Origin of the sequence: Erwinia tasmaniensis Et1/99, from assembly GCF_000026185.1 — a bacterium.
GTDB classification, from domain to species: domain Bacteria; phylum Pseudomonadota; class Gammaproteobacteria; order Enterobacterales; family Enterobacteriaceae; genus Erwinia; species Erwinia tasmaniensis.
The window spans coordinates 2,397,043-2,420,456 of record NC_010694.1 but is presented as its reverse complement, the minus strand read 5'-3'; the positions used below and the strand labels follow the sequence as shown (position 1 = coordinate 2,420,456).

At 53.9% G+C, this 23,414-nt stretch carries 18 protein-coding genes; 16 read left to right on the top strand and 2 right to left on the bottom strand.

All coding sequences use genetic code 11. From position 1 onward, the window contains the following. Positions 1-262: 262 nt before the first annotated feature. Positions 263-2,020 carry a 30S ribosomal protein S12 methylthiotransferase accessory factor YcaO gene (gene ycaO, locus ETA_RS11845; RefSeq protein ID WP_012441863.1) on the bottom strand — a complete coding sequence of 586 codons (1,758 nt, stop codon included), beginning with the start codon at positions 2,018-2,020 and terminating at the stop codon, positions 263-265. A gap of 37 nt (positions 2,021-2,057) precedes the next feature. On the opposite strand from ycaO, the gene ETA_RS11840 reads away from it, so the two are divergent. The 12 genes from ETA_RS11840 to ETA_RS11785 all read left to right on the top strand — a co-directional run bounded on the left by ETA_RS11840 (position 2,058) and on the right by ETA_RS11785 (position 15,233). Beyond that, complete coding sequence (locus ETA_RS11840; RefSeq protein WP_042958998.1) at positions 2,058-2,351, top strand: hypothetical protein; 294 nt, start codon at positions 2,058-2,060, stop codon at positions 2,349-2,351. Beyond that, the gene (gene serC, locus ETA_RS11835; protein ID WP_012441862.1) at positions 2,329-3,414 is read left to right on the top strand and encodes a 3-phosphoserine/phosphohydroxythreonine transaminase; all 1,086 of its coding nucleotides are present in this window, start codon (positions 2,329-2,331) and stop codon (positions 3,412-3,414) included. Before ETA_RS11840 ends, serC begins: the two co-directional genes overlap by 23 nt. Before the next feature lie 89 nt (positions 3,415-3,503). Then, positions 3,504-4,790 (top strand): 3-phosphoshikimate 1-carboxyvinyltransferase, encoded by a 1,287-nt coding sequence (gene aroA / locus ETA_RS11830; RefSeq protein ID WP_012441861.1) that lies wholly within the window; start codon positions 3,504-3,506, stop codon positions 4,788-4,790. Positions 4,791-4,936: 146 nt separating this feature from the next. Continuing rightward, positions 4,937-5,620 (top strand): (d)CMP kinase, encoded by a 684-nt coding sequence (cmk, locus tag ETA_RS11825; protein WP_012441860.1) that lies wholly within the window; start codon positions 4,937-4,939, stop codon positions 5,618-5,620. 153 nt (positions 5,621-5,773) lie between these two features. Further along, the gene (gene rpsA / locus ETA_RS11820) at positions 5,774-7,447 is read left to right on the top strand and encodes a 30S ribosomal protein S1 (protein ID WP_012441859.1); all 1,674 of its coding nucleotides are present in this window, start codon (positions 5,774-5,776) and stop codon (positions 7,445-7,447) included. 81 nt (positions 7,448-7,528) lie between these two features. Continuing rightward, a complete protein-coding gene (ihfB, locus tag ETA_RS11815) occupies positions 7,529-7,816 on the top strand; it encodes an integration host factor subunit beta (protein ID WP_012441858.1) in 288 nt (95 codons plus the stop codon). Positions 7,817-8,014: 198 nt separating this feature from the next. Next, a complete protein-coding gene (locus tag ETA_RS11810) occupies positions 8,015-10,279 on the top strand; it encodes a ComEC family protein (protein ID WP_012441857.1) in 2,265 nt (754 codons plus the stop codon). A 36-nt stretch (positions 10,280-10,315) separates the two neighbouring features. Continuing rightward, positions 10,316-12,064, top strand: a complete 1,749-nt coding sequence (gene msbA / locus ETA_RS11805; RefSeq protein WP_012441856.1) for a lipid A ABC transporter ATP-binding protein/permease MsbA — start codon at positions 10,316-10,318, stop codon at positions 12,062-12,064. After that, the gene (gene lpxK, locus ETA_RS11800; RefSeq protein WP_012441855.1) at positions 12,061-13,041 is read left to right on the top strand and encodes a tetraacyldisaccharide 4'-kinase; all 981 of its coding nucleotides are present in this window, start codon (positions 12,061-12,063) and stop codon (positions 13,039-13,041) included. Before msbA ends, lpxK begins: the two co-directional genes overlap by 4 nt. Positions 13,042-13,300: 259 nt before the next feature. Then, on the top strand, positions 13,301-13,483 hold the full coding sequence (locus ETA_RS11795; protein WP_012441854.1) for a Trm112 family protein: 183 nt from the start codon (positions 13,301-13,303) through the stop codon (positions 13,481-13,483). Further along, positions 13,480-14,226, top strand: a complete 747-nt coding sequence (gene kdsB, locus ETA_RS11790; protein ID WP_012441853.1) for a 3-deoxy-manno-octulosonate cytidylyltransferase — start codon at positions 13,480-13,482, stop codon at positions 14,224-14,226. The genes ETA_RS11795 and kdsB overlap by 4 nt, the downstream gene beginning before the upstream one ends. Positions 14,227-14,339: 113 nt before the next feature. Next, the gene (locus ETA_RS11785) at positions 14,340-15,233 is read left to right on the top strand and encodes a YcbJ family phosphotransferase (RefSeq protein ID WP_012441852.1); all 894 of its coding nucleotides are present in this window, start codon (positions 14,340-14,342) and stop codon (positions 15,231-15,233) included. Here the strand turns inward: ETA_RS11785 and elyC are convergent. Next, positions 15,210-15,998 (bottom strand): envelope biogenesis factor ElyC, encoded by a 789-nt coding sequence (elyC, locus tag ETA_RS11780; protein ID WP_012441851.1) that lies wholly within the window; start codon positions 15,996-15,998, stop codon positions 15,210-15,212. The two genes, ETA_RS11785 and elyC, sit on opposite strands and share 24 nt — an antisense overlap. 127 nt (positions 15,999-16,125) lie before the next feature. Between elyC and cmoM the strand changes: the two genes are divergently transcribed. Genes cmoM through mukB form a run of 4 tightly spaced genes read left to right on the top strand, consistent with a single transcriptional unit; the run spans position 16,126 to position 23,387 of the window. After that, positions 16,126-16,914, top strand: a complete 789-nt coding sequence (gene cmoM / locus ETA_RS11775) for a tRNA uridine 5-oxyacetic acid(34) methyltransferase CmoM (RefSeq protein ID WP_012441850.1) — start codon at positions 16,126-16,128, stop codon at positions 16,912-16,914. Continuing rightward, positions 16,907-18,229 (top strand): chromosome partition protein MukF, encoded by a 1,323-nt coding sequence (gene mukF, locus ETA_RS11770; protein ID WP_012441849.1) that lies wholly within the window; start codon positions 16,907-16,909, stop codon positions 18,227-18,229. The genes cmoM and mukF overlap by 8 nt, the downstream gene beginning before the upstream one ends. Further along, positions 18,210-18,935 carry a chromosome partition protein MukE gene (gene mukE, locus ETA_RS11765; protein ID WP_042958995.1) on the top strand — a complete coding sequence of 242 codons (726 nt, stop codon included), beginning with the start codon at positions 18,210-18,212 and terminating at the stop codon, positions 18,933-18,935. Before mukF ends, mukE begins: the two co-directional genes overlap by 20 nt. Beyond that, positions 18,936-23,387 (top strand): chromosome partition protein MukB, encoded by a 4,452-nt coding sequence (gene mukB, locus ETA_RS11760; protein ID WP_012441847.1) that lies wholly within the window; start codon positions 18,936-18,938, stop codon positions 23,385-23,387. The last annotated feature ends 27 nt before the right edge of the window (positions 23,388-23,414 follow it).

The following is a 23,414-nucleotide window of genomic DNA, read 5'->3' as shown; positions in this document are numbered from 1 at the left end:
TTTTACGAAAAATATTATTTTTTATAAAAACATCCTCAGGGGAGTCACAAAAAAAGGGTTTTACCTGTATCAAAAACTCTAAAATGGTTGAATTCAACGGTATGTCGCCTGCACTAAACCGAATTTTCATGGGTATAAAAAATACTGGTTATAAAAAAGGTAACCGTCTGCACGGTTACCTTTACTGAGCATGGCATCAGAGCCGTATCAAGGCCCCGAAAGACATACTGCCTTGTTTAGAGGCGGTGATACTCTGGAGATGTTATTTCCAGTGACGGCGCTTAGCGACCTGCAGTTTTTCATAGGCAGCCAGCAGAGACTGATGCGCCGGGAATGCTTTCAGATCGCTGTCTACGTTCTGTAAACCATAGAACGGTGCTTCACCCGAAATAGCGGCCGATGCCGCATCTACCGCGCTCTGACCATACATACGTACGAAGGCACCATAGTACTGCTGCGGGTCGCGTTCTTCTTCCTGGCTTAGCAGCAGTAGTGTCTGCAGACAGCGGTAGTAGTTTGCTCGTTCTGCACTGAAAATTGACTGGTTGAACTCCATAGTCCATTCGGTCCAAATTAGCGCCTGTTGCAGATCTCCGCCCGCCAGGGCGAGCATGGACTTGAGCTCTCCAATACGCAGCGTATACCAACCGTTATCTTTACCGGTTGCCAGGCCAAGCAGTTCGCGCACACGCGTGAAGTCGTCGTGGCCATCTTCATCCAGCTGTTCTAGCAGCGACAGATAGTCTGCCTGTTCCCAGCGGCTTTCCGGCAGGCTAAGAAGGGTGTCACGCAGGTAAGCGCCCATACTGTTATTGGCCAGCAGCAGATCTTCTGCCGGGTAGATATCTGACATGCCCGGAACGATGATACGGCAAGCGTAAACATCGAGATGCTCATAATCCGCGATATAAACTTCCTGATCTTCCGACTTAAAGATCGCCATCAGCGTGGCAAATTCTTCTTCAGTCGAACCTTTAAAGCTCCAGTCCGCAAAGGCGTAATCGGCATCGTCCTTAAACATATCCCAGGAAATCAGCCCGCTTGAGTCGATGAAATGCGTCTCCAGGTTGGCATGCTCGGCCACTTCCTCGTCATCGAAGGTTGGCGGAGTAAAGACGTCCAGATCTTTCAGGCCGCGCCCTTGTAACAGTTCGGTGACGGTACGTTCCAGGGCCACGCCAAAGTCAGGATGCGCCCCGAACGAGGCAAAACAGGTACCGTTTTCAGGGTTGAACAACACTACGCAGATCACCGGATACTTACCGCCTAGTGAAGCATCATAAGAGAAGATAGGGAAACCTTCTGCTTCAAGCGTGGCAATTGCTTCCACTACGCCGGGATAGCGGTTAATGACTTCTTGTGGAATGGTTGGCAGGCTGATGGATTCGGCGATAATACGGTTCTTAATATGGCGTTCAAACACCTCTGAAAGGCCCTGTACACGCGCTTCGTTGGCGGTATTTCCCGCCGACATACCATTTGACACATACAGATTGCCGATAATATTCATCGGAATATAGACGGTTTGCCGATCCGACTGGCGGGTAAAGGGCAGCGCACAGATGCCGCGTGCAGCATTACCCGATTGCAGATCGACCAGATCGCTGGCGCTAACTTCATTTTCCGGATCATAGAACTGACGCAAACGCGAATCGAGAATGCCATCGGGCAACCGATCATCATCCGGCAATGGGAACCACTTCTCGTCAGGATAATGGACGAAATCGCCGTTGGCGATCTGCTGGCCTAGCCAAAAATCTGCAAAGAAATAGTTGGTGGACAGACGTTCAAAATATTCACCCAGCGCAGAGGCCAGTGCCGCCTTTTTGCTGGCACCCTTTCCGTTAGTGAAACATAGCGGGCAGTCTCGATCGCGAATATGGACTGACCAGACGTGTGGAACCGGGTTCAGCCACGATGCTTCTTCAATGTTGAAGCCGAGATCCTGCAATTTTTGCTGAAAGCGTGCGATGGAAACTTCCAGCGCGGCGTCTTTGCCTGGGATATAAGTTTGAGTCATTTTGTCCACTCGTGATTGATTGTGCGGAAAGCGCGCAATGATACGGGTTTTCCACTGGAACCGCTATGTAGCAGCGGAAATTTCATGGCGGGAAGAGTGCCATATTTCAGTGAAAAGTGAAGCGGGTCATTCCGCGATCGGGATAGTGCCTCACAAAATATCGTTCTCTGTTACATTTGCCCTACAAGCTGTTGCGGCGCTTCCCGTAGTTGCAGGATGTTTAGCGGATAAATTATTGCAGCAATGGGGTGGCAATGATAAAACCGATAAAGGAATTAAACCGATTGTTCTGAAGGTGGTGAGGGGAAATGAGTCAGATTTTCAATTTTAGCTCTGGCCCGGCTATGTTGCCGGTAGAAGTGCTTCGTCGTGCTGAGCAGGAACTTTGCAACTGGCGTGGTTTAGGAACCTCCGTAATGGAGATCAGCCACCGAAGTAAAGAATTTATACAGGTTGCTGAAGAGGCCGAAAAAGATTTTCGCGATCTGCTGAAGATCCCCTCAAACTACAAAGTTTTATTCTGTCATGGTGGTGCGCGTGGACAGTTTGCAGCGGTGCCGTTAAATTTGCTGGGGCAGCACGGCAAGGCAGATTATGTTGATGGCGGCTATTGGGCAGCCAGCGCAATCAAAGAGGCGCAAAAATACTGTACGCCAAATGTAATTGATGCAAAAACTACGCTAAATGGCCTGCGCGCGATAAGCCCGATGAACAGTTGGGAGCTCTCCGACGATGCTGCCTACGTTCATTTTTGTCCGAATGAAACTATTGACGGCATTGCAATCCATGAAACGCCTGATTTTGGCGATAAGACCGTCGTCGCAGATCTTTCCTCTACGATCCTCTCGACGCCGATTGACGTGAGTCGTTATGGCGTGCTGTACGCCGGTGCACAAAAAAATATCGGCCCTGCTGGCTTAACGTTAGTGGTGGTGCGTGAAGATTTGTTGGGCCACGCGCGCAAAGAACTGCCTTCCATCCTTGATTACACAGTGCTGGCGGAAAACGACTCAATGTTCAACACCCCGCCGACCTTTGCGTGGTATCTGTCTGGCCTGGTATTCAAATGGCTTAAAGAACAGGGGGGCGTTGGCGAGCTGGACAAACGCAATCAGGCGAAAGCCGACCTGCTGTATGGCACTATCGACAGCAGCGACTTCTACCGCAATGATGTGGCTGTTGCTAACCGTTCACGTATGAACGTGCCGTTCCAGCTGGCGGATGCCGCGCTGGATAAACTGTTCCTTGAAGAGTCATTTGCTGCTGGATTACATGCCTTAAAAGGTCATCGGGTTGTTGGTGGCATGCGTGCTTCCATCTACAACGCTATGCCATTGGCAGGTGTGAAAACGCTGACCGACTTTATGATCGACTTTGAACGTCGTCACGGCTAAGGTACATCCGCAACCGTAGCAAGCTTTATCATCTGAAACCTCGCTCCCGGCGGGGTTTCATTGCAATTATTTTGGAGAATACGTTTCACATGCAGGATTCCCTGACGTTACAACCAATCGCCCTGGTCGACGGCACCGTTAACCTTCCTGGCTCCAAGAGCGTATCTAACCGTGCCTTATTGCTGGCAGCGCTGGCAGAGGGAACGACCCGTCTGACCAACCTGCTCGATAGTGATGACGTGCGTCATATGCTGGATGCGCTGAAGGCGATCGGCGTAAAATATTCACTGTCTGCCGACCGCACATGCTGCGAGATAGTTGGTCAGGGTGGGCCACTGAATGCGAAAGAACCGCTTGAGCTTTTCCTCGGCAATGCGGGCACCGCGATGCGCCCGCTTGCGGCAGCATTGTGTATTGGTAACGGCGATGTTGTTCTTACCGGTGAGCCGCGAATGAAAGAGCGCCCGATAGGACATTTGGTGGATGCCCTACGCCAGGGGGGGGCCGAAGTCGAGTATCTTGAGCAGGAGAATTACCCACCACTGCGTGTTAAGGGCGGGTTCAGCGGTGGTGAAGTCACGGTAAATGGTAGCGTATCCAGCCAGTTTTTGACCGCGTTGTTGATGGCCGCACCGCTGGCGCCAAATGATACCCGGATCGTGATCAAAGGCGATCTGGTTTCTAAACCTTATATTGATATCACTCTCAAGCTGATGGCGACTTTCGGCGTAGTGGTGGAAAATAACGACTATGATACTTTCCATATCAGCGGGCAGCAGCAGTATCAGGCAACGCGCGAATATTTGGTAGAAGGCGATGCATCTTCTGCTTCTTACTTTCTGGCCGCTGCGGCAATCAAAGGCGGTACGGTCAAAGTGACCGGTATTGGCCGTAACAGTATGCAGGGCGATATTCACTTTGCCGATGTACTGGAAAAAATGGGTGCCAGCGTGGAGTGGGGCGATGATTACATTGCCTGCACGCGTGGTGACCTCAACGCCGTCGATTTGGATATGAACCATATTCCCGACGCTGCTATGACCATTGCCACCACCGCATTATTTGCACAAGGCACCACGGTAATGCGCAATATTTATAACTGGCGTGTGAAAGAGACCGACCGTCTGACAGCGATGGCTACCGAGTTACGCAAAGTGGGAGCTGAAGTTGAAGAGGGGCATGATTTCATTAGTATTACTCCTCCAGCGAAAATCGTATTCGCGGAAATCGGTACTTACAACGATCATCGCATGGCAATGTGCTTCTCGCTGGTGGCGCTCTCTTCCAGTCCGGTGACTATCCTTGACCCGAAGTGTACTGCCAAAACGTTCCCTGATTATTTCGAACAGCTGGCCCGTCTTAGCCATTTGGCATAACGGTTAGCGTGGCCTGGCACTGACCGCGTGCTGAATGTCTTGGCGCGCGTTTGCTGCGGTTGCAGGTTAGGTTATGAAAGGTATAATGCGCGTCGATAATTCCCTGAGCATGTGCTGCTCGGGCATTCCACCGAAAGGAGAACGACATGACGGCTACAGCCCCTGTGATCACTATTGATGGCCCGAGTGGTGCAGGGAAAGGCACATTGTGTAAAGCAATGGCTGAAGCATTGCAGTGGCACCTGTTGGATTCCGGCGCAATTTATCGGGTACTGGCTTTAGCCGCGCTACATCATCAGGTAGATATCAGCTCTGAAGAAGCGCTGGCTCCGATTGCCGCTCACCTTGACGTGCGTTTTATTTCTCACAGCGGTGAGATAGAAGTGATTCTCGAAGGTGAAAACGTTTCTACAGAGATTCGCACCCAGGACGTCAGTAATACCGCATCCCGTGTCGCCGCGTTTCCCCGCGTGCGCGAAGCGCTACTGCGCCGTCAGCGTGGTTTCCGTGAGTTGCCGGGGCTGATTGCTGATGGTCGCGATATGGGAACGGTGGTGTTCCCCGATGCCCCGGTCAAAATCTTCCTTGATGCAAGTTCTGAAGAACGCGCCAGTCGACGTATGCTGCAGTTGCAGGAGAAGGGGTTTAGTGTTAACTTTGAGCGCCTTTTATCTGAGATAAAAGAGCGAGATGACCGCGATCGCAATCGCGCCATTGCACCGTTGGTGCCCGCAGCCGATGCCTTAGTGCTTGATTCGACGACCATGTCGATTGAGCAGGTGATTGAAATTGCGCTCAACTATGCGCGAGAAAAACTCGCTTTGGTATGATAGTTGGCTATGCTTATTCCTGTGGTGATAAGCAACATCTCGCCGAATGATTTATCTAACCCTGTGATATGGACGTCATGGGGCATGTGAAACAACCCCACCCGTCAGGATGTCAGGTGGACGTTAAATTGAAGAATCCTGAAGATTATCAATATGACTGAATCTTTTGCTCAACTATTTGAAGAATCCCTAAAAACAATCGAAACCCGCCCGGGTTCCATCGTTCGTGGCGTTGTTGTCTCTATCGACAAAGACGTTGTTCTGGTTGATGCGGGTCTGAAATCTGAATCTGCAATTCCTGCAGAGCAGTTCAAGAACGCAGCCGGTGAACTGGAAATTCAGGTTGGTGACGAAGTTGACGTTGCCCTGGATGCAGTAGAAGACGGCTTCGGTGAAACCCTGCTGTCCCGTGAAAAAGCTAAACGTCATGAAGCTTGGATCACGCTGGAGAAAGCTTACGAAGACGCTGAAACTGTTACCGGTGTTATCAACGGCAAGGTTAAAGGCGGCTTCACAGTTGAGCTGAACGGCATCCGTGCGTTCCTGCCAGGTTCACTGGTAGACGTGCGTCCAGTGCGCGATACGCTGCACCTGGAAGGCAAAGAGCTTGAGTTCAAAGTCATCAAGCTGGATCAGAAGCGCAACAACGTTGTTGTTTCACGTCGTGCGGTAATCGAATCCGAGAACAGCGCAGAGCGCGATCAGCTGCTGGAAAACCTGCAGGAAGGCATGGAAGTTAAAGGTATCGTTAAGAACCTCACTGACTACGGTGCATTCGTTGATCTGGGCGGCGTTGATGGCCTGCTGCACATCACTGACATGGCTTGGAAACGCGTTAAGCATCCAAGCGAAATCGTCAACGTTGGTGACGAAATCACTGTTAAAGTGCTGAAGTTCGACCGCGAGCGTACCCGTGTTTCTCTGGGTCTTAAGCAGCTGGGTGAAGATCCATGGGTTGCTATCGCTAAACGTTACCCAGAAGGCACCAAGCTGACGGGTCGTGTAACCAACCTGACTGATTACGGCTGCTTCGTTGAAATCGAAGAAGGCGTGGAAGGCCTGGTACACGTTTCAGAAATGGACTGGACCAACAAAAACATTCACCCATCCAAAGTTGTTAACGTTGGTGATGTTGTAGAAGTTATGGTTCTGGACATCGACGAAGAACGTCGTCGTATCTCCCTGGGTCTGAAGCAGTGCAAATCTAACCCATGGCAGCTGTTTGCAGAAACCCACAACAAGGGCGACCGCGTTGAAGGTAAAATCAAGTCAATCACTGACTTCGGTATCTTCATCGGCCTGGACGGCGGCATCGATGGCCTGGTTCACCTGTCTGACATCTCCTGGAACGCTACCGGAGAAGAAGCGGTTCGTGAATACAAGAAAGGCGACGAAATCGCAGCTGTGGTTCTGCAGGTTGACGCAGAGCGCGAGCGCATCTCTCTGGGCGTGAAGCAGCTGGCAGAAGATCCGTTCAACAACTACATCTCTCTGAATAAGAAAGGTGCAATTGTTAACGGTAAAGTCACTGCGGTTGATGCCAAAGGTGCTACAGTTGAATTAGGTGACGGCGTTGAAGGCTACCTGCGTGCTTCTGAAGCATCGCTGGACCGCGTAGAAGACGCAACTCTGGTTCTGAATGTTGGTGACGATGTTGAAGCCAAGTTCACCGGTGTTGACCGTAAAAACCGCGTTGTCAGCCTGTCTGTTCGTGCTAAAGACCAGGCAGATGAGAAAGAAGCCATCAACACTGTTAACACCAAACAGGAAGAAGGCAACTTCTCTAGCGCTATGGCGGAAGCATTCAAAGCAGCTAAAGGCGAGTAATTGCTTAGGGGCAGCGCAAGCTGCCCTGTTACCGTCGTTAACTGTCATAACTATTCCTGTCAGGGATTAACCGGAGGTTTTATGACCAAGTCAGAACTGATTGAAAGACTTGCAGGCCAGCAATCTCATATTCCGGCGAAAGTCGTTGAGGATGCGGTAAAAGAGATGCTTGAACATATGGCAACCACGTTGTCAGAAGGTGAACGTATCGAAATCCGGGGATTTGGCAGCTTTTCTTTGCACTATCGTGCACCTCGTACTGGCCGTAACCCGAAAACGGGTGACAAAGTAGAGTTGGAAGGTAAATACGTTCCACACTTTAAACCAGGAAAAGAGTTACGCGATCGCGCCAATATTTACGGCGGCTGATAAGCAATTTATCGATAAAACGACACTTCGGTGTCGTTTTTTTTTGCTTCAAATAAATCTATCATCTCTCGCAAAAAATCTGGCGACTTGCTGTAACGGTGCAAACTCTTTACGCGCTGCTATCCACATCTATTTTTCTCTGGCTGTTCGCTCTTTCAAGATACGGCACACTTAGCCTGTCTTGAACAGGGAGAGAGTATGTCGCTGACGGTTAATCTCATTTCGTGGAGCGTTATTATCGCAACGCTTCCGCTTAACTTCTTGCCCCATCTGCCGGGAACTCTTATAACGCTTGTCGTCCTGTTGCTCTCTCTTGCCCTGGCGCTGTGTCCTTGGCAGCTAACAAAGTTTCTGGCACTAACGTTAGTTATGTTTGTTTGGGCGACAACCACAGGGCAGTCTTTACTGAAGCAAATTAATGAGTTATCCCGGGCGCCGATTGACGCTGAAGTACAGATTGAAGGCATACAGCCGGATGGCGAACGGTTAAAAATACGCATATTAAAATATCGGGAAAAATGGGTGTTTCCCCCTGTTCATGCCAATGTGAAGTTACAGCCACAGGATAACGCATTCTGCACCGGCCAGCGGTGGAGGATGCATCTGGTCCTTCGGCCGGTACATGCGCAACTCAATGAAGGGGGATTCGATCGCCAACGTTTTGCCCTTGCGACCCATACGCCGCTAACCGGCAGAGTAAAAAGTGCAAAGATTATCGCGGCAGACTGTAGCTGGCGTGGCCGTCTGATTGAATCGGCGAAAAAAAGTTATCAGCATCTGCCATGGCAGGGATTAATTTCCGCGCTGGCTTTTGGTGAAAGGGCAGAAGTCAGTAAGAAAATTAATCAGCTATTACGTGAAACCGGTACGGCGCACCTTATGGCCATTTCAGGAATGCATATAGCCCTTGCAGCCAGCTTCGGCTGGTTGATGATACGCGGCCTGCAGTTTGCATTCCCCGTCAGATATATAGGCTATCGACTACCGCTGTTTTGCAGTCTGTTGGTGGCCTTGATTTATAGCTGGCTTTCGGGCGGGAATGCGCCGGCAATGCGCGCCATGCTGGCTTTACTTGCGTGGAGTATCCTGCGGTTGCGCGGTATTCATTGCCAGCCCTGGCAGATATGGAGCCTGTGCATTGCTTTGATCCTGTTCTTTGACCCGCTCAGCCTGCTTTCAGACAGCCTATGGCTTTCATCTATGGCGGTGGGCGGCCTGCTGCTTTGGTACCACAATTTTCCACTACCCGTGCGTTTCCTGCGTCGATGGTACTGGTTACCGCTACGTTTACTGCACCTTCAACTGGGAATGATGCTGCTGCTGATGCCCGTGCAGGCACTGATGTTTCATGGAATCAGTCTGAGCGCGCTGGTAGCGAATCTGTGGGCGGTTCCTCTGGTTTCACTGGTCACCGTGCCGCTGATCCTGGTAGCATTAGTTTGTCATGCGCTTCCCGGGATATCTGCTCTGTTGTGGTTTGGTGTCGATCGCTCTTTGGCACTGGTTTTTATACCCTTGCAATACTTGCCACACGGCTGGTTACCTGTCGACAGGACGCTAAGCGTAGCCAGCGTGTTGTGCTGGTTGATTTTAGCCTGTCTGCGCTTCGGCTGGTGGCGGACTTCAACAGCCAGCATCGCGAGCACGGCATTGCTGTTATGCAGCTGGCGTTCATTGTTGCCCGAGCCGGAATGGCGTGTAGATATGCTGGACGTGGGGCACGGGCTGGCGGTGGTGGTCTCTCGCAACGGTGAGGCCACGCTGTACGATACCGGCAATCGCTGGCCCGGTGGCGATGCAGCCCGCAGCCATATTCTGCCGTGGCTTGCCTGGCAGGGACTGCACGTCGGTCACATTATCATCAGCCATGGTCATCTTGATCATATCGGTGGGCTGGCCAGCGTACAGGCCGCCTTTCCACAGGCCAGCGTACGAAGCGCGCTTGCCCGACCGGGGCATCTTTCCTGCCGCAAGGGAGATAACTGGCGATGGCAGGGATTATGGTTTCGTGTGCTTTGGCCTCCAATAGAAGCAAAAGGTGAAGGTAATAACCAATCATGCGTGGTCGCCGTCACCGATGGCAAATGGCGTGTCCTGTTAACCGGCGATATTGAAGCGGCGGCAGAAATGATGCTGGCCGCCGAACGGCGGGACGATCTGCATGCAGATCTGCTCCAGGTGCCACATCATGGCAGCCGAACCTCCTCCACCGGACCCTTTCTGCGCGCCGTATCTGCAAATGCTGCAATAGCTTCTGCTGCACGCTACAGCGCCTGGCGTTTGCCTGCGGCAAAGATTATTAGCCGATACGGTGAAAATGGCGTCGAATGGCGCGATACCGCGCTTTCCGGCCAGCTAAGTGCGCGTTTTTATGCGAATCGATGGCAACTTATCGGGCTAAGAGAACAAATAATGAACCGTTGGTATCATCAGTGGTTTGGCGTACCCAGGGATTCCGGCTAGAATAAGCGGCTATTTTCAACTAAAGCTGGTTAAACAATGCATTTGGATAAAGATCTCTCCACCTGGCAGACATTTCGTCGTCTCTGGCCAATGATTGTGCCATACAAGACGGGGTTGATTGTGGCCGCTGTCGCGCTGATCCTCAATGCGGCGGGCGATACACTTATGCTGTCATTGCTGAAGCCTTTACTTGATGATGGTTTTGGTAAAGCCGATAACTCGGTACTGCTATGGATGCCGCTTGCCGTTATCGGGCTGATGTTGGTACGTGGCGTTACCAGCTACGCTTCCAGCTACTGTATTTCATGGGTTTCAGGCAATGTGGTGATGAAAATGCGCCGCAGTCTGTTCAGCCATATGATGGGCATGCCTGTTTCCTTTTTTGACCAGCAGTCCACCGGAACCTTACTGTCGCGCATTACCTATGACTCTGAGCAGGTTGCCTCCTCCTCGTCCAGCGCGTTAGTGACCGTGGTGCGTGAAGGGGCCTCTATCATCGGCCTGTTTATCATGATGTTTTACTTCAGCTGGCAGCTGTCGGTGATCCTGATCGTGCTGGCACCGGTTGTGTCCTTTGCTATCCGCACCGTTTCTAAGCGTTTCCGCAATATCAGTAAAAATATGCAGAACACCATGGGGCAGGTGACCACTAGCGCAGAGCAGATGCTGAAAGGGCATAAAGAAGTGCTGATCTTCGGCGGGCAGGGCATTGAGAGCGAGCGTTTTAATCGCGTCAGCAACCGCATGCGTCAGCAGGGAATGAAGCTGGTTTCGGCGTCTTCAATTTCCGATCCCATCATTCAGCTGATTGCTTCACTGGCGCTGGCATTTGTACTGTTTGCCGCCAGCTTTCCAAGCGTGATGGAAACGCTAACCGCCGGTACTATCACCGTGGTGTTCTCATCCATGATCGCGCTGATGCGTCCGTTGAAATCCCTGACTAACGTCAATGCTCAGTTCCAGCGTGGAATGGCGGCCTGCCAGACGCTGTTTTCCATCCTTGACAGTGAGCAGGAGGTGGACACGGGTAAACGCAATGTTGAGCGTGCAAAGGGCGATATCGAATTCCGCGATGTTACCTTCTGCTATCCGGGCCGCGATGTGCCCGCGCTGAAAAATATCAATCTGGCGATCCCGGCCGGAAAAACCGTCGCCCTGGTCGGACGCTCTGGTTCCGGCAAGTCAACGATGGCCAGCCTGTTGACGCGCTTTTACGATATCCAGCACGGTAATATTCTGATGGACGGGCATGACCTGCGTGAATACACGCTTGCTTCTCTGCGCAATCAGGTGGCGTTGGTATCGCAAAATGTCCATCTGTTCAACGACACCGTCGCCAATAACATCGCCTATGCCCGTCATGAGCAGTACAGCCGCGAAGATATCGAAAAGGCTGCGACCATGGCGCACGCTATGGACTTTATCAGCAAGATGGATGAGGGCCTGGATACGGTGATTGGCGAAAATGGCGTGCTGCTCTCCGGCGGGCAGCGTCAGCGCATTGCCATCGCGCGCGCATTGCTGCGTGACTGCCCGATTCTGATCCTTGATGAAGCGACCTCCGCGCTGGACACCGAATCTGAACGTGCCATCCAGTCAGCGCTGGATGAACTGCAGAAGAACCGTACCTCACTGGTGATCGCACACCGCCTTTCTACCATCGAGAAAGCGGATGAGATCATTGTGGTAGAAGATGGACAAATTGTGGAACGTGGTACGCATGAACATCTGCTGGCAGAGCGTGGTGCATATGCGCAGCTGCATAAGATGCAATTTGGCCAATGATTGAACGTATCTGGAGTGGGCGTAATGCACTCTATCTGCTGCTGCTTCCCTTTAGCCTTTTCTACGGGCTGATAAGCAACTTCACGCGCCTTAGTTATCGCTGGGGCTGGCGTAAAGCGTGGCGCGCACCCGTTCCGGTGGTGGTGGTGGGTAACCTCACCGCCGGAGGCAATGGCAAAACCCCGGTAGTGATTTGGCTGGTGCAGGCGTTGCAGCAGCGCGGATTGCGCGTTGGCGTTGTTTCGCGCGGTTATGGCGGTAAGGCAGAATACTATCCGCTGGTGCTGGGGCCAAAAACGACCACTGATGAAGCGGGCGATGAACCCGTACTGATTTATCAGCGCACTGGCGCAACGGTAGCCGTTGCGCCAGTGCGTGCTCAGGCGGTTAAAGCGGTGTTGCGCAGTGCGGCGGTAGATATCATCATTACCGATGACGGATTGCAGCATTATGCACTGGCTCGTGATATTGAGATCGTCGTGATTGACGGCGAACGACGTTTTGGTAACGGCTGGTGGCTTCCTGCAGGGCCGATGCGTGAACGCGCAGCCCGTCTGCAAAGCGTCACGGCAATCGTTACCAATGGCGGTAAAGCTCTGCCCGGTGAAATGGCCATGCGGCTAACGCCGGGTTTGGCCGTGAACCTGAAAACCGGTGAGCGGCGGCCTGTTACAGAGCTGGATAATATTGTGGCCATGGCCGGTATTGGTCATCCGCCGCGCTTTTTTAATACTCTGCGGCAGTTGGGAGTGACGCCGCTCAGGCAGGTGGCCTTTGCTGACCATCAGCACTACAGCGCCGAAAGCCTGTACTCACTCACCTCCAGTGGTCAAACGCTGCTGATGACGGAAAAAGATGCCGTTAAAGCCAGCGCTTTTGCTGCTGATAACTGGTGGTACCTGCCGGTAGATGCTTCTCTGCCTACCGCAGAGGCTGAAGCGCTTTTGGCTACGATAACTGCAACATCAGCAGGCTAACATTAGCTGCCCCGCATGACGATTTCCTTGTGCCATTTCTGGCTGGATCGGTTGGTGTCTTCAGCCAGAAATAGCGCTAAAACACGTTTATCTTTCGCCTGTGCAATCAGCCAGTCAGTGAGTCTGGCTCGACACGCAAAACAACGGGCCCGTCTGCCAGCAAATTTCGGGCAGTCTGGGTAACTTCCGGCTCTTTAGCTATGATATTCTGAAGCGATAAATATATTGGCTTTATCGCCGTGCCCCTTACGGAGGAATTATGGATCATCGTCTACTTGAAATCGTCGCTTGCCCGGTTTGCCATGGCAAGCTCTACTACAACAAAGAGCAGCAGGAACTTATTTGTAAACCTGACGGCCTGGCCTACCCGGTGCAGGACGGCATTCCCGTACTGCTGGAGGTTGAGGCGCGCGCGTTGACGTTGGAAGAGAGTCACCCATGAGTTTTGTTGCCATTATTCCTGCCCGTTTTGCTTCTACCCGTCTGCCGGGGAAACCGTTGGTGGATATTCACGGTAAGCCGATGGTGGTTCACGTTATGGAGCGGGCGCTCGAATCGGGCGCTGAGCGAGTGATTGTGGCAACCGACCATATTGACGTAGCGCACGCGGTTGAAGCAGCCGGAGGCGAGGTCTGCATGACACGTGCCGATCATCAGTCTGGTACTGAGCGCCTGGCAGAGGTGATCGATCACTACCAATTCCCTGATGACAAGGTGATCGTTAACGTCCAGGGTGATGAGCCGATGATCCCTCCCGTAATCATCCAGCAGGTAGCAAAAAACATCGCCCAGCGTAGCGTGGGAATGGCTACGCTGGCAGTGCCTGTCGACTCTGTGGAAGAGGCGTTTAACCCTAACGCCGTGAAGGTGGTGCGTGATGCCCAGGGTAACGCGCTTTACTTCTCTCGAGCCACCATCCCGTGGGACCGTGAGCGCTTTGCCGTTTCACAGGACAGCATCGGCGACAACTTCCTACGCCATATTGGCATTTATGGCTATCGTGCCGGCTTCATTCGTCGCTATGTGCGCTGGGAGGCCAGCCCGCTTGAGCAGATCGAGCTGCTGGAACAGCTGCGCGTGCTGTGGTACGGCGAAAAGATCCACGTTGACGTGGCGCAAGCCATCCCCAGTGCGGGTGTGGATACGGCTGAAGATCTGCAGCGTGTTCGCGCAGCCATGCGGTAAATTTCGTGCGGAGCCGCTGCGGCGGCCCGTCATGCTTTCCGTGGCCCGCTCCATTCTGGCGCAATTATCCTTCGCCGCGCCATCATATAGCTTCTTGCCAGTGAGAAACAAAGATGGAACTACTGCGTTCTGAACTGGCGCTGGTACTGGGTGAACCCATCAGTCGGGTTGAATGCATTAGCCAGCAGCCCTATGCCAGCCTGTATACCCTTTATGACGACGGCGGCCATGCGCTGCCGCTCGTGGCCCGGTATTTCAGAGTGCAGGGTGCCGCCGCCCAGGAAGCGCACAAGCTGTCGATATTGGCGCGTGAAGGGAAAGTGCGCGTTCCGATAGTTTATGGTCTGGTTATCAGCCAGCAGATGCCACGACATGAAGTTTTACTGATCGAGCGAATAAGCGGCTTTCCGCTTGATATACCCATGCGTGCTCCGGACCGCTGGCGCCAGCTGCGCGAGCAGGTCGTGGCGGGGCTACTCTCCTGGCATCGCATAGAGAGTAAGGGCCTGGTCGGTAACGTAGACAGCACTCAGCAGAATAGCTGGCCCGCCTGGTATGCGCAGCGTATAGAGGTGTTATGGGCCAGCCTTAACTATATGCGTCCGACCAGGCTGAAGATGGAAGATCGGCAGATATTATTCCGCAGCCGCGCCTGTGTGGGCGCGCTGTTCGCGGGCTTTAACGATCCCTGCGTGTTGGTACACGGAAATCTCACGTTGAACAACATGCTTAGAGAAGCCAGCAGCGATCGTCTACTGGCAATGGTTAATCCTGGCCCGGTTCAGTGGGCCCCGCGTGAATTTGAACTGTACCCACTGTGTGAAACCGGAACGGGTGATGAAGTGCTTGGTGAGTATTTGCAATCTGCGCCGGTAGCAGAGGGGTTTGCTGCCCGCCGCTGGCTGTATATTCTCTGGGAAGAAGCGGCGCACCTCGTCCACCGTGAGCCGTTTGACAGCGCACGGTTCAGGCTCGCCGCGGATTCACTGCTGCCGTGGATCCCCTGAAGATGCCTCTGGCTGCTTCAGCCACTGCCACATACGCCCGATACTTTCATACAGCGCGCGTTCACTGTGGCCGAGCCAGAATGAGGATGGCAGCACGCGCTCCCAGAGGTTAAGCGGCGAAGCAATAGCTAACTGATTGGCAGGCGCAGGCCAGGGCTGTAATCCCTCCTGCTGGAAATAAAGCATGGCTCGGGGCAGATGATTGGCGGACGTTACCAGCGCGAAGGGGCGGTTAGTGACAATTTTTGCGACTTCATGCGCCTCCTGTTCAGTATCGCGCGGCCTGTCAAGAATGATCATTGCCCCGTCGGGGATGCCGAGGGATCGTGCCGTATTGGCGGTGACTGCGGCAGAACTTAACGGATTGCCCTGGGCTTTCCCCCCGGTAAAAATCAGTTTTGCTCGCGGATTTTCGTGCCAGATGCGGATACCTTCGGCCAGACGAGGCAGGCTGTTATTCAGCATGTTGGAGCTGGGTGCCCATTGCGGATTCCAGGTATAACCGCCGCCAAGCACCACGATATAATCCAGCGGCTGCTGATTGTGCCAGCTGGGGTAGCGGTTTTCCAGCGGGGCCAGAAGCCTGTCGGCAACCGGTTGCAGGCTGATAAGTAATAAAACCAGCCAGGCCACGGAGATAAGCGTTCTGGCGCTTTTCTGCCAGCGGCTGAACCAGAGCAGGCAAAGTCCCAGCCCCATGATTAACAGCAGGATGGGTAGCGGAAGCAGCAGGCCACCAATAATTTTTTTTAGGGTAAAAAACATGAAGCTGGCCTCTTTTTGTCCGAAAAAACATCATCCAGGCGTAAAGCCGCGACTGAAAGGTTCATTATTTGCCAGTGTATGCCAAAATACCTCGCTGAATCACGCCCTGAAAGCCGGAGCTGCCTGAATGCAGGATCGCAATTTTGATGATATCGCCGAAAAATTCTCGCAGAACATTTACGGCACCACGAAAGGACGCATTCGCCAGGCGATCCTCTGGCAGGATCTGGATGCGCTGTTAAGCACGTATCCAGCCGGGCAGCTATCGGTGCTGGATGCCGGAGGTGGCGAGGGGCAAACCGGGTGCGGTATTGCAGCGCGTGGGCACCAGGTGCTTTTGTGCGATGTTTCACAAGAAATGTTGGCGCGCGCTCAGCGTCTTGCTCAACAGAAGGGCGTGAGTGATAACATGCAGTTCAAACAGATTGGCGCTCAGCAGATTAACCAGCATTTGGCTGAGCCGGTCGATCTGGTATTGTTTCATGCGGTGCTGGAATGGATAGCGGAACCGCAGCAGGCATTAACCGAATTATATCAGGCGCTTAAGCCAGGCGGCGTCCTGTCGCTAATGTTTTACAACCTGAACGGCCTGCTGATGCAAACGATGGTACTGGGCAACTTCGGCTATTTGCAGGCGGGGCTGAATAAACGCAAAAAGAAAACGCTATCTCCCGACTACCCACGCGATCCGCAGCAGGTTTATGCCTGGCTGGAAGCATGCGGATTCGTCATTGAACATAAAACCGGCATTCGGGTTTTCCATGACTATCTGCGTGATAAAAGCAAACAAAGCGATCGGTTTGATGAGGTGCTGGCCCTGGAGAAGCAGTATTGCCGCCAGGAGCCATTTTTAAGTTTAGGGCGTTACATCCACGTTACCGCGCGGAAACCCATAAGGCAGACGAACTATGAGTGATTTTTCCCAGACAGTACCTGAACTGGTGGCCTGGGCGCGAAAAAATGATTTTTCCGTCTCGTTGCCGACCGAGCGTCTGGCCTTTTTGCTGGCGATCGCCACCCTCAACGGTGAGCGCATGGATGGGGAAATGAGTGAGGGCGAGCTCATTGATGCGTTTCGCCACGTCAGCGAAGGATTTGAGCAAACCAGCGAAACGATAGTGGTTCGCGCCAACAATGCCATCAATGACATGGTGCGTCAGCGCCTGCTGAATCGCTTTACCAGTGAACACTCTGAAGGTCATGCCATCTACCGTTTGACGCCGCTGGCTATCGGTATTACCGACTATTATATTCGTCAGCGCGAGTTTTCCACCCTGCGTTTGTCAATGCAGCTGTCTATCGTCGCCGGTGAGCTGAAGCGTGCAGCAGATGCCGCCGAGGAAGATGGCGATGAGTTTCACTGGCATCGCAACGTGTTCGCACCGTTAAAATATTCGGTGGCGGAGATTTTCGACAGTATTGATATCACCCAGCGCATAATGGATGAGCAGCAGCAGGCGGTGAAAGACGATATTGCGCAGCTTTTGAATAAAGACTGGCGCGCCGCCATCTCCAGCTGCGAGCTGCTGCTGAACGAAACCTCCGGCACGCTGCGTGAATTGCAGGATACGCTGGAAGCCGCAGGGGATAAGCTTCAGGCTAACCTGCTGCGAATCCAGGATGCCACCATGAGCAGCCCGGATCTCGGCTTTGTCGATAAGCTGGTCTTTGACCTGCAAAACAAGCTTGACCGGATTATCAGCTGGGGCCAACAGGCCATAGACCTGTGGATCGGCTACGACCGTCACGTTCATAAATTTATCCGTACCGCCATCGATATGGATAAGAACCGCGTGTTTGCCCAGAGACTGCGCCTGTCGGTGCAAAACTACTTCGATATGCCGTGGGCCCTGACCTACGCGAACGCCGAACGCCTCTATGAGATGCGTGATGAAGAGCTGGTGTTACGCAATGAAGAGGTGACGGGTGAACTGCCTTCCGAGCTGGAATACGAAGAGTTCAATGAAATTCGTGAGCAGCTGGCGGCGATGATCGAAGAAGCGCTGGCTGACTATAAAACGCAGCAAAAGCCGCTGGATCTCGGCGCGGTGATGCGCGATTACCTGACACAATATCCGCGCATTCGTCACTTCGACGTGGCGCGCATTGTTGTCGATCAGGCCGTACGCTTAGGCGTGGCCGAAGCAGATTTCTCCGGCCTGGCTGCTCAGTGGCAGGCTATTAATGATTACGGAGCCAAGGTGCAGGCACATGTCATCGACAAATATTGAACAAGTGATGCCGGTCAGACTGGCACAGGCGCTGGCCAGCCCGATTTTTCCGGCCCTGGATAGCCAGCTGCGTGCCGGGCGTCATATCGGTATTGAAGAGCTGGATAATCACGCCTTTCTGATGGACTACCAGGAGTTCCTGGAAGAGTTCTATGCCCGCTACAACGTAGAACTGATCCGTGCGCCGGAAGGCTTTTTCTACCTGCGTCCGCGCTCGACCACGCTTATCCCGCGTTCGGTGCTTTCCGAGCTGGACATGATGGTGGGGAAAATTCTTTGCTATCTCTATCTCAGCCCTGAACGCCTGGCCAATGAAGGGATTTTCAGCCAGCAGGAGCTGCACGACGAGCTGATGTCTCTGGCCGATGAAGGTCGCTTGCTGAAGCTGGTAAACCAGCGCTCCACCGGTTCTGACCTCGACCGCCAGAAACTACAGGAAAAGATGCGCGCGTCATTAAACCGCCTGCGCCGCCTGGGGATGGTGTGGTTTATGGGTAACGACAGCAGCAAATTTCGCATTACCGAGTCGGTATTTCGCTTCGGGGCCGATGTTCGCAGCGGTGACGATGCGCGTGATGCGCAGCTGCGGATGATCCGTGATGGTGAAGCGATGCAGCTTGACGGCGGCCTGACACTGAACGATGACAGCGAAGAGGGTGATAATGAAGCGAAAAACAGCGCGCCGGACAGTGTGGAGGATGAGTAAATGATCGAACGTGGAAAATTTCGCTCACTGACGCTGATTAACTGGAACGGTTTTTTCGCCCGTACCTTTGATCTTGATGAGCTGGTGACGACACTCTCAGGCGGTAACGGCGCCGGCAAATCAACCACCATGGCGGCGTTTATTACCGCGCTGATCCCCGACCTGACGCTGTTACACTTTCGTAACACGACCGAGGCGGGCGCGACCTCCGGCTCACGTGATAAAGGGCTGCACGGAAAGCTGCGGCCCGGCGTGTGTTATGCGGCGCTGGACGTGGTTAACTCACTTCATCAGCGCGTGATCGTCGGCGTACGTCTGCAACAGATTGCTGGGCGTGACCGCAAGGTTGATATCAAACCGTTCAGTATTCACGGTCTGCCGACGGCGATTAACCCCACCGAAATTTTGACCGAATCGGTCAGTGCTCGCCATGCGCGCGTACTGCCGCTGAGCGAGTTGAAAGAGAAGTTTGAGGCGATGGAGAGCGTGCAGTTTAAGCAGTACAACTCCATTACGGACTACCACTCGGTGATGTTTGACCTGGGGATTGTGGCGCGCCGCCTGCGCACCGCTGCCGACCGCAGCAAATACTACCGCCTGATTGAAGCCTCCCTGTACGGCGGCATTTCCAGCGCGATCACCCGCTCGCTGCGTGACTATCTTCTGCCGGAAAACGGCGGCGTGCGCAAAGCGTTCCAGGATATGGAGGCGGCGCTGCGTGAAAACCGCATGACGCTGGAAGCGATCCGCGTCACCCAGTCCGATCGCGATCTGTTTAAACATCTGATATCAGAAGCCACCAACTACGTATCGGCTGACTACATGCGTCACGCCAACGAGCGGCGTATTCATCTTGACGCCGCGCTGCTGCTGCGTAACGAACTTTTTACCAGCCGCAAGCAGCGCGCCAGCGAACAGTATCGGCATATCGAAATGGCGCGTGAGCTGGCAGAACATAATGCGGCCGAAAGCGATCTGGAAACCGATTATCAGGGTGCCAGCGATCATCTGAACCTGGTGCAGACCGCTTTGCGCCAGCAGGAAAAGATTGACCGCTATGATGCCGATCTTGAAGAGCTGACCTTCCGCCTTGAAGAACAGAATGAAGTCGTGGCGGAAGCGCGCGAAGTGCAGGAAGACAACGAAGCGCGCAGCGAGGCCGCCGAGCTGGAGGTCGACGAGCTGAAAAGCCAGCTGGCTGACTATCAGCAGGCGCTGGACGTGCAGCAGACCCGCGCCATCCAATATCAGCAGGCGCTACAGGCGTTACAGCGCGCTCAGGATATCTGTCAGCTGCGCGATCTTAGCGTCGACAATGCCGAAGAGTGGCAGGAAACTTTCCAGGCGAAAGAGCTGGAAGCAACCGACAAACTGCTGATGCTGGAGCAGAAAATGAGCGTGGCGCAGGCCGCGCACAGCCAGTTCGAGCAGGCATATGAGCTGGTGACCCGTATTGCTGGCCCGGTCAGTCGTAGTGACGCATGGCAGGTGGGGCGCGATGTGCTGCGCGATGCCGGTAACCAGCGCTACCACGCCGAACAGCTGGAGCCGTTACGCAGTCGCGTGAGCGAGCTGGGGCAGCGTTTACGCGAACAGCAGGATGCTGAACGTCTGCTGAGCGATTTCTGTAAACGATACGGCCAGCAGGTGGACGCCGCCGATCTGGAAAATTTACAGGCCGAGCTTGAGGCGCAGATCGAACTGCTTAATGAAAGCGTGGCCGATGCCGGCGAGCGGCGCATGACGTTGCGCCAGGAGCTGGAACAGCTGCGCGAACGTATTGCGCGCCTGACGAAGCAGGCTCCGCAGTGGCTGGCAGCGCAGGAGATCCTCTCCCAGCTGGGTGAACAAACCGGGCAGGCTTTGGAAAACAGCCAGCAGGTTACCGAGTTTATGCAGCAGCTGCTGGAGCGTGAGCGCGAAACCACGGTAGAGCGCGACGACATCGCGGCGCGTAAGCGCGAGATCGAGCGGCAGATTGAGCGCCTTAGCCAGCCCGGGGGATCGGAAGACGCCCGTCTGAACCACCTTGCGGAACGTTTTGGCGGCGTGCTGCTGTCGGAAATTTATGACGATGTTACCATTGATGATGCCCCCTATTTTTCGGCGCTGTATGGACCGGCGCGCCATGCGATCGTGGTGCCTGACCTGTCGTTGATCCGTGAGCAGCTTGATGGCCTGGACGATTGCCCGGAAGATCTCTACCTGATAGAAGGCGACCCGCAGTCGTTTGATGACAGCGTATTTAATGTTGAAGAACTGGCGAAAGCGGTGGTCGTCAAGGCGGGTGACCGCCAGTGGCGCTATTCACGTTTCCCTAAAGTTCCCCTTTTTGGCCGAGCCGCGCGTGAAAACCAGCTGGAAGTATTGCGTGCCGAGCGTGAAACGCTGGCCGAACGTTTTGCCACCCTGTCATTTGACGTGCAGAAAATTCAGCGACTGCACCAGTCGTTCAGCCGGTTTATCGGCAGCCATATCGGCGTGGCTTTTGAACCCGATCCTGAAGCGGCATTACGTCAGCTTAACGGCCGCCGTAATGAAGTCGAGCGTGAGCTGAACAATCATGAAAGCGAAAACCAGCAGCAGCGCCAGCAGTATGAACAGGCCAAAGAGGGCGTATCCCAGCTAAACCGCCTGCTGCCACGCGTTAGTCTGTTGCTGGATGATACGCTACAGGACCGCCACGAGGAGATTCAGGAAAGGCTGGCCGAAGCGCAGGAAGCCACACGCTTTGTGCAGCAGCACGGCGCACAGCTCGCCAGGCTGGAACCTATCCTGGCCGTTCTGCAAAGTGATCCGGAGCAGCATGAGCAACTCACGCTGGACTACCAGCAGGCACAGCAGCAGCAGCGTGATGCGCGCCAGCAGGCGTTTGCCCTGACGGAAGTGGTGCAGCGCCGGGCGCACTTTGGCTATATCGATTCGGCGGGCATGCTGAATGGCACCAGCGATCTGAATGAAAAACTGCGCCAGCGCCTGGAGCAGGCCGAGGCCGAGCGCGCACGTGCACGCGAGCAGCTGCGCCAGCATCAGTCGCAGCTCACCCAGTATTCGCAGGTACTGGCCTCGCTAAAAAGCTCGTTTGATGCCAAACGCGATATGTTGAAAGAGCTACAGCAGGAGATGCAGGATATTGGCGTGCACGCCGATGCCAGCGCCGAACAGCGTGCGCGTTTGCGCCGTGATGAACTCTACGGTGCGTTGAGCAACAACCGCGCGCGCCGTAATCAGCTGGAAAAACAGCTGACGTTCTGCGAGGCCGAAATGGACGCGCTGCAGAAAAAGCTGCGTCGTCTTGAACGCGATTACCAGCAGGGCCGTGAGCAGGTTGTCAGCGCTAAGGCTGGCTGGGTCACGGTGCTGCGAATGGTGAAGGACAATGGCGTCGAACGCCGTCTGCACCGCCGCGAACTGGCCTATCTGGGCGGTGACGAGCTGCGCTCGATGTCCGATAAAGCGTTGGGAGCGTTGCGTCTGGCGGTGGCAGATAATGAACATCTGCGTGATGTGCTGCGCCTGTCCGAAGATCCCAAACGACCAGAGCGCAAAATTCAGTTCTATATCGCCGTATACCAGCATCTGCGCGAACGTATTCGTCAAGATATCATCCGTACCGACGATCCGGTGGAAGCGATTGAACAGATGGAAATTGAGCTGAACCGCCTGACCGAGGAGCTAACCGCCCGCGAGCAGACTCTGGCTATCAGCTCGCGCAGCGTGTCGAATATTATTCGTAAAACGATACAGCGCGAGCAGAACCGCATCCGCCAGCTAAACCAGGGGCTACAGGCCGTCAGTTTTGGTCAGGTGAAGAGCGTGCGTCTGAATGTTAACGTTCGTGAAGCCCATTCAACGCTGCTGGATGTCTTGTCGGAACAGCACGAGCAGCATCAGGATCTGTTTAAAAGTAATCGTCTGACCTTCTCCGAGGCGCTGGCGAAACTTTATCAGCGTCTGAATCCGCAGATTGATATGGGGCAGCGGACGCCGCAAACCATCGGCGAAGAGCTGCTCGACTATCGCAACTATCTTGAGATGGAAGTGGAGGTCAGCCGCGGTTCCGACGGCTGGCTGCGTGCAGAAAGTGGTGCGCTTTCCACCGGCGAGGCGATCGGTACCGGGATGTCTATCCTGGTGATGGTGGTGCAAAGCTGGGAAGAGGAGTCACGCCGACTGCGCGGCAAGGACATTTCGCCGTGTCGTTTGCTGTTCCTCGATGAGGCGGCGCGTCTGGATGCTAAATCTATCGCCACGCTGTTTGAACTCTGCGATCGTCTGGAAATGCAGCTGATTATTGCCGCCCCCGAAAACATCAGCCCCGAAAAAGGCACAACCTACAAACTCGTGCGCAAAGTGTTTAATAATACTGAACATGTGCATGTGGTTGGCCTGCGCGGTTTTTCCGCTGAGCCGGGTGCGGCAACGGGGAGCGCGGATGTTGGCGCACACTAGTGGAGCAGGATAAAAAATAGTGTTTAT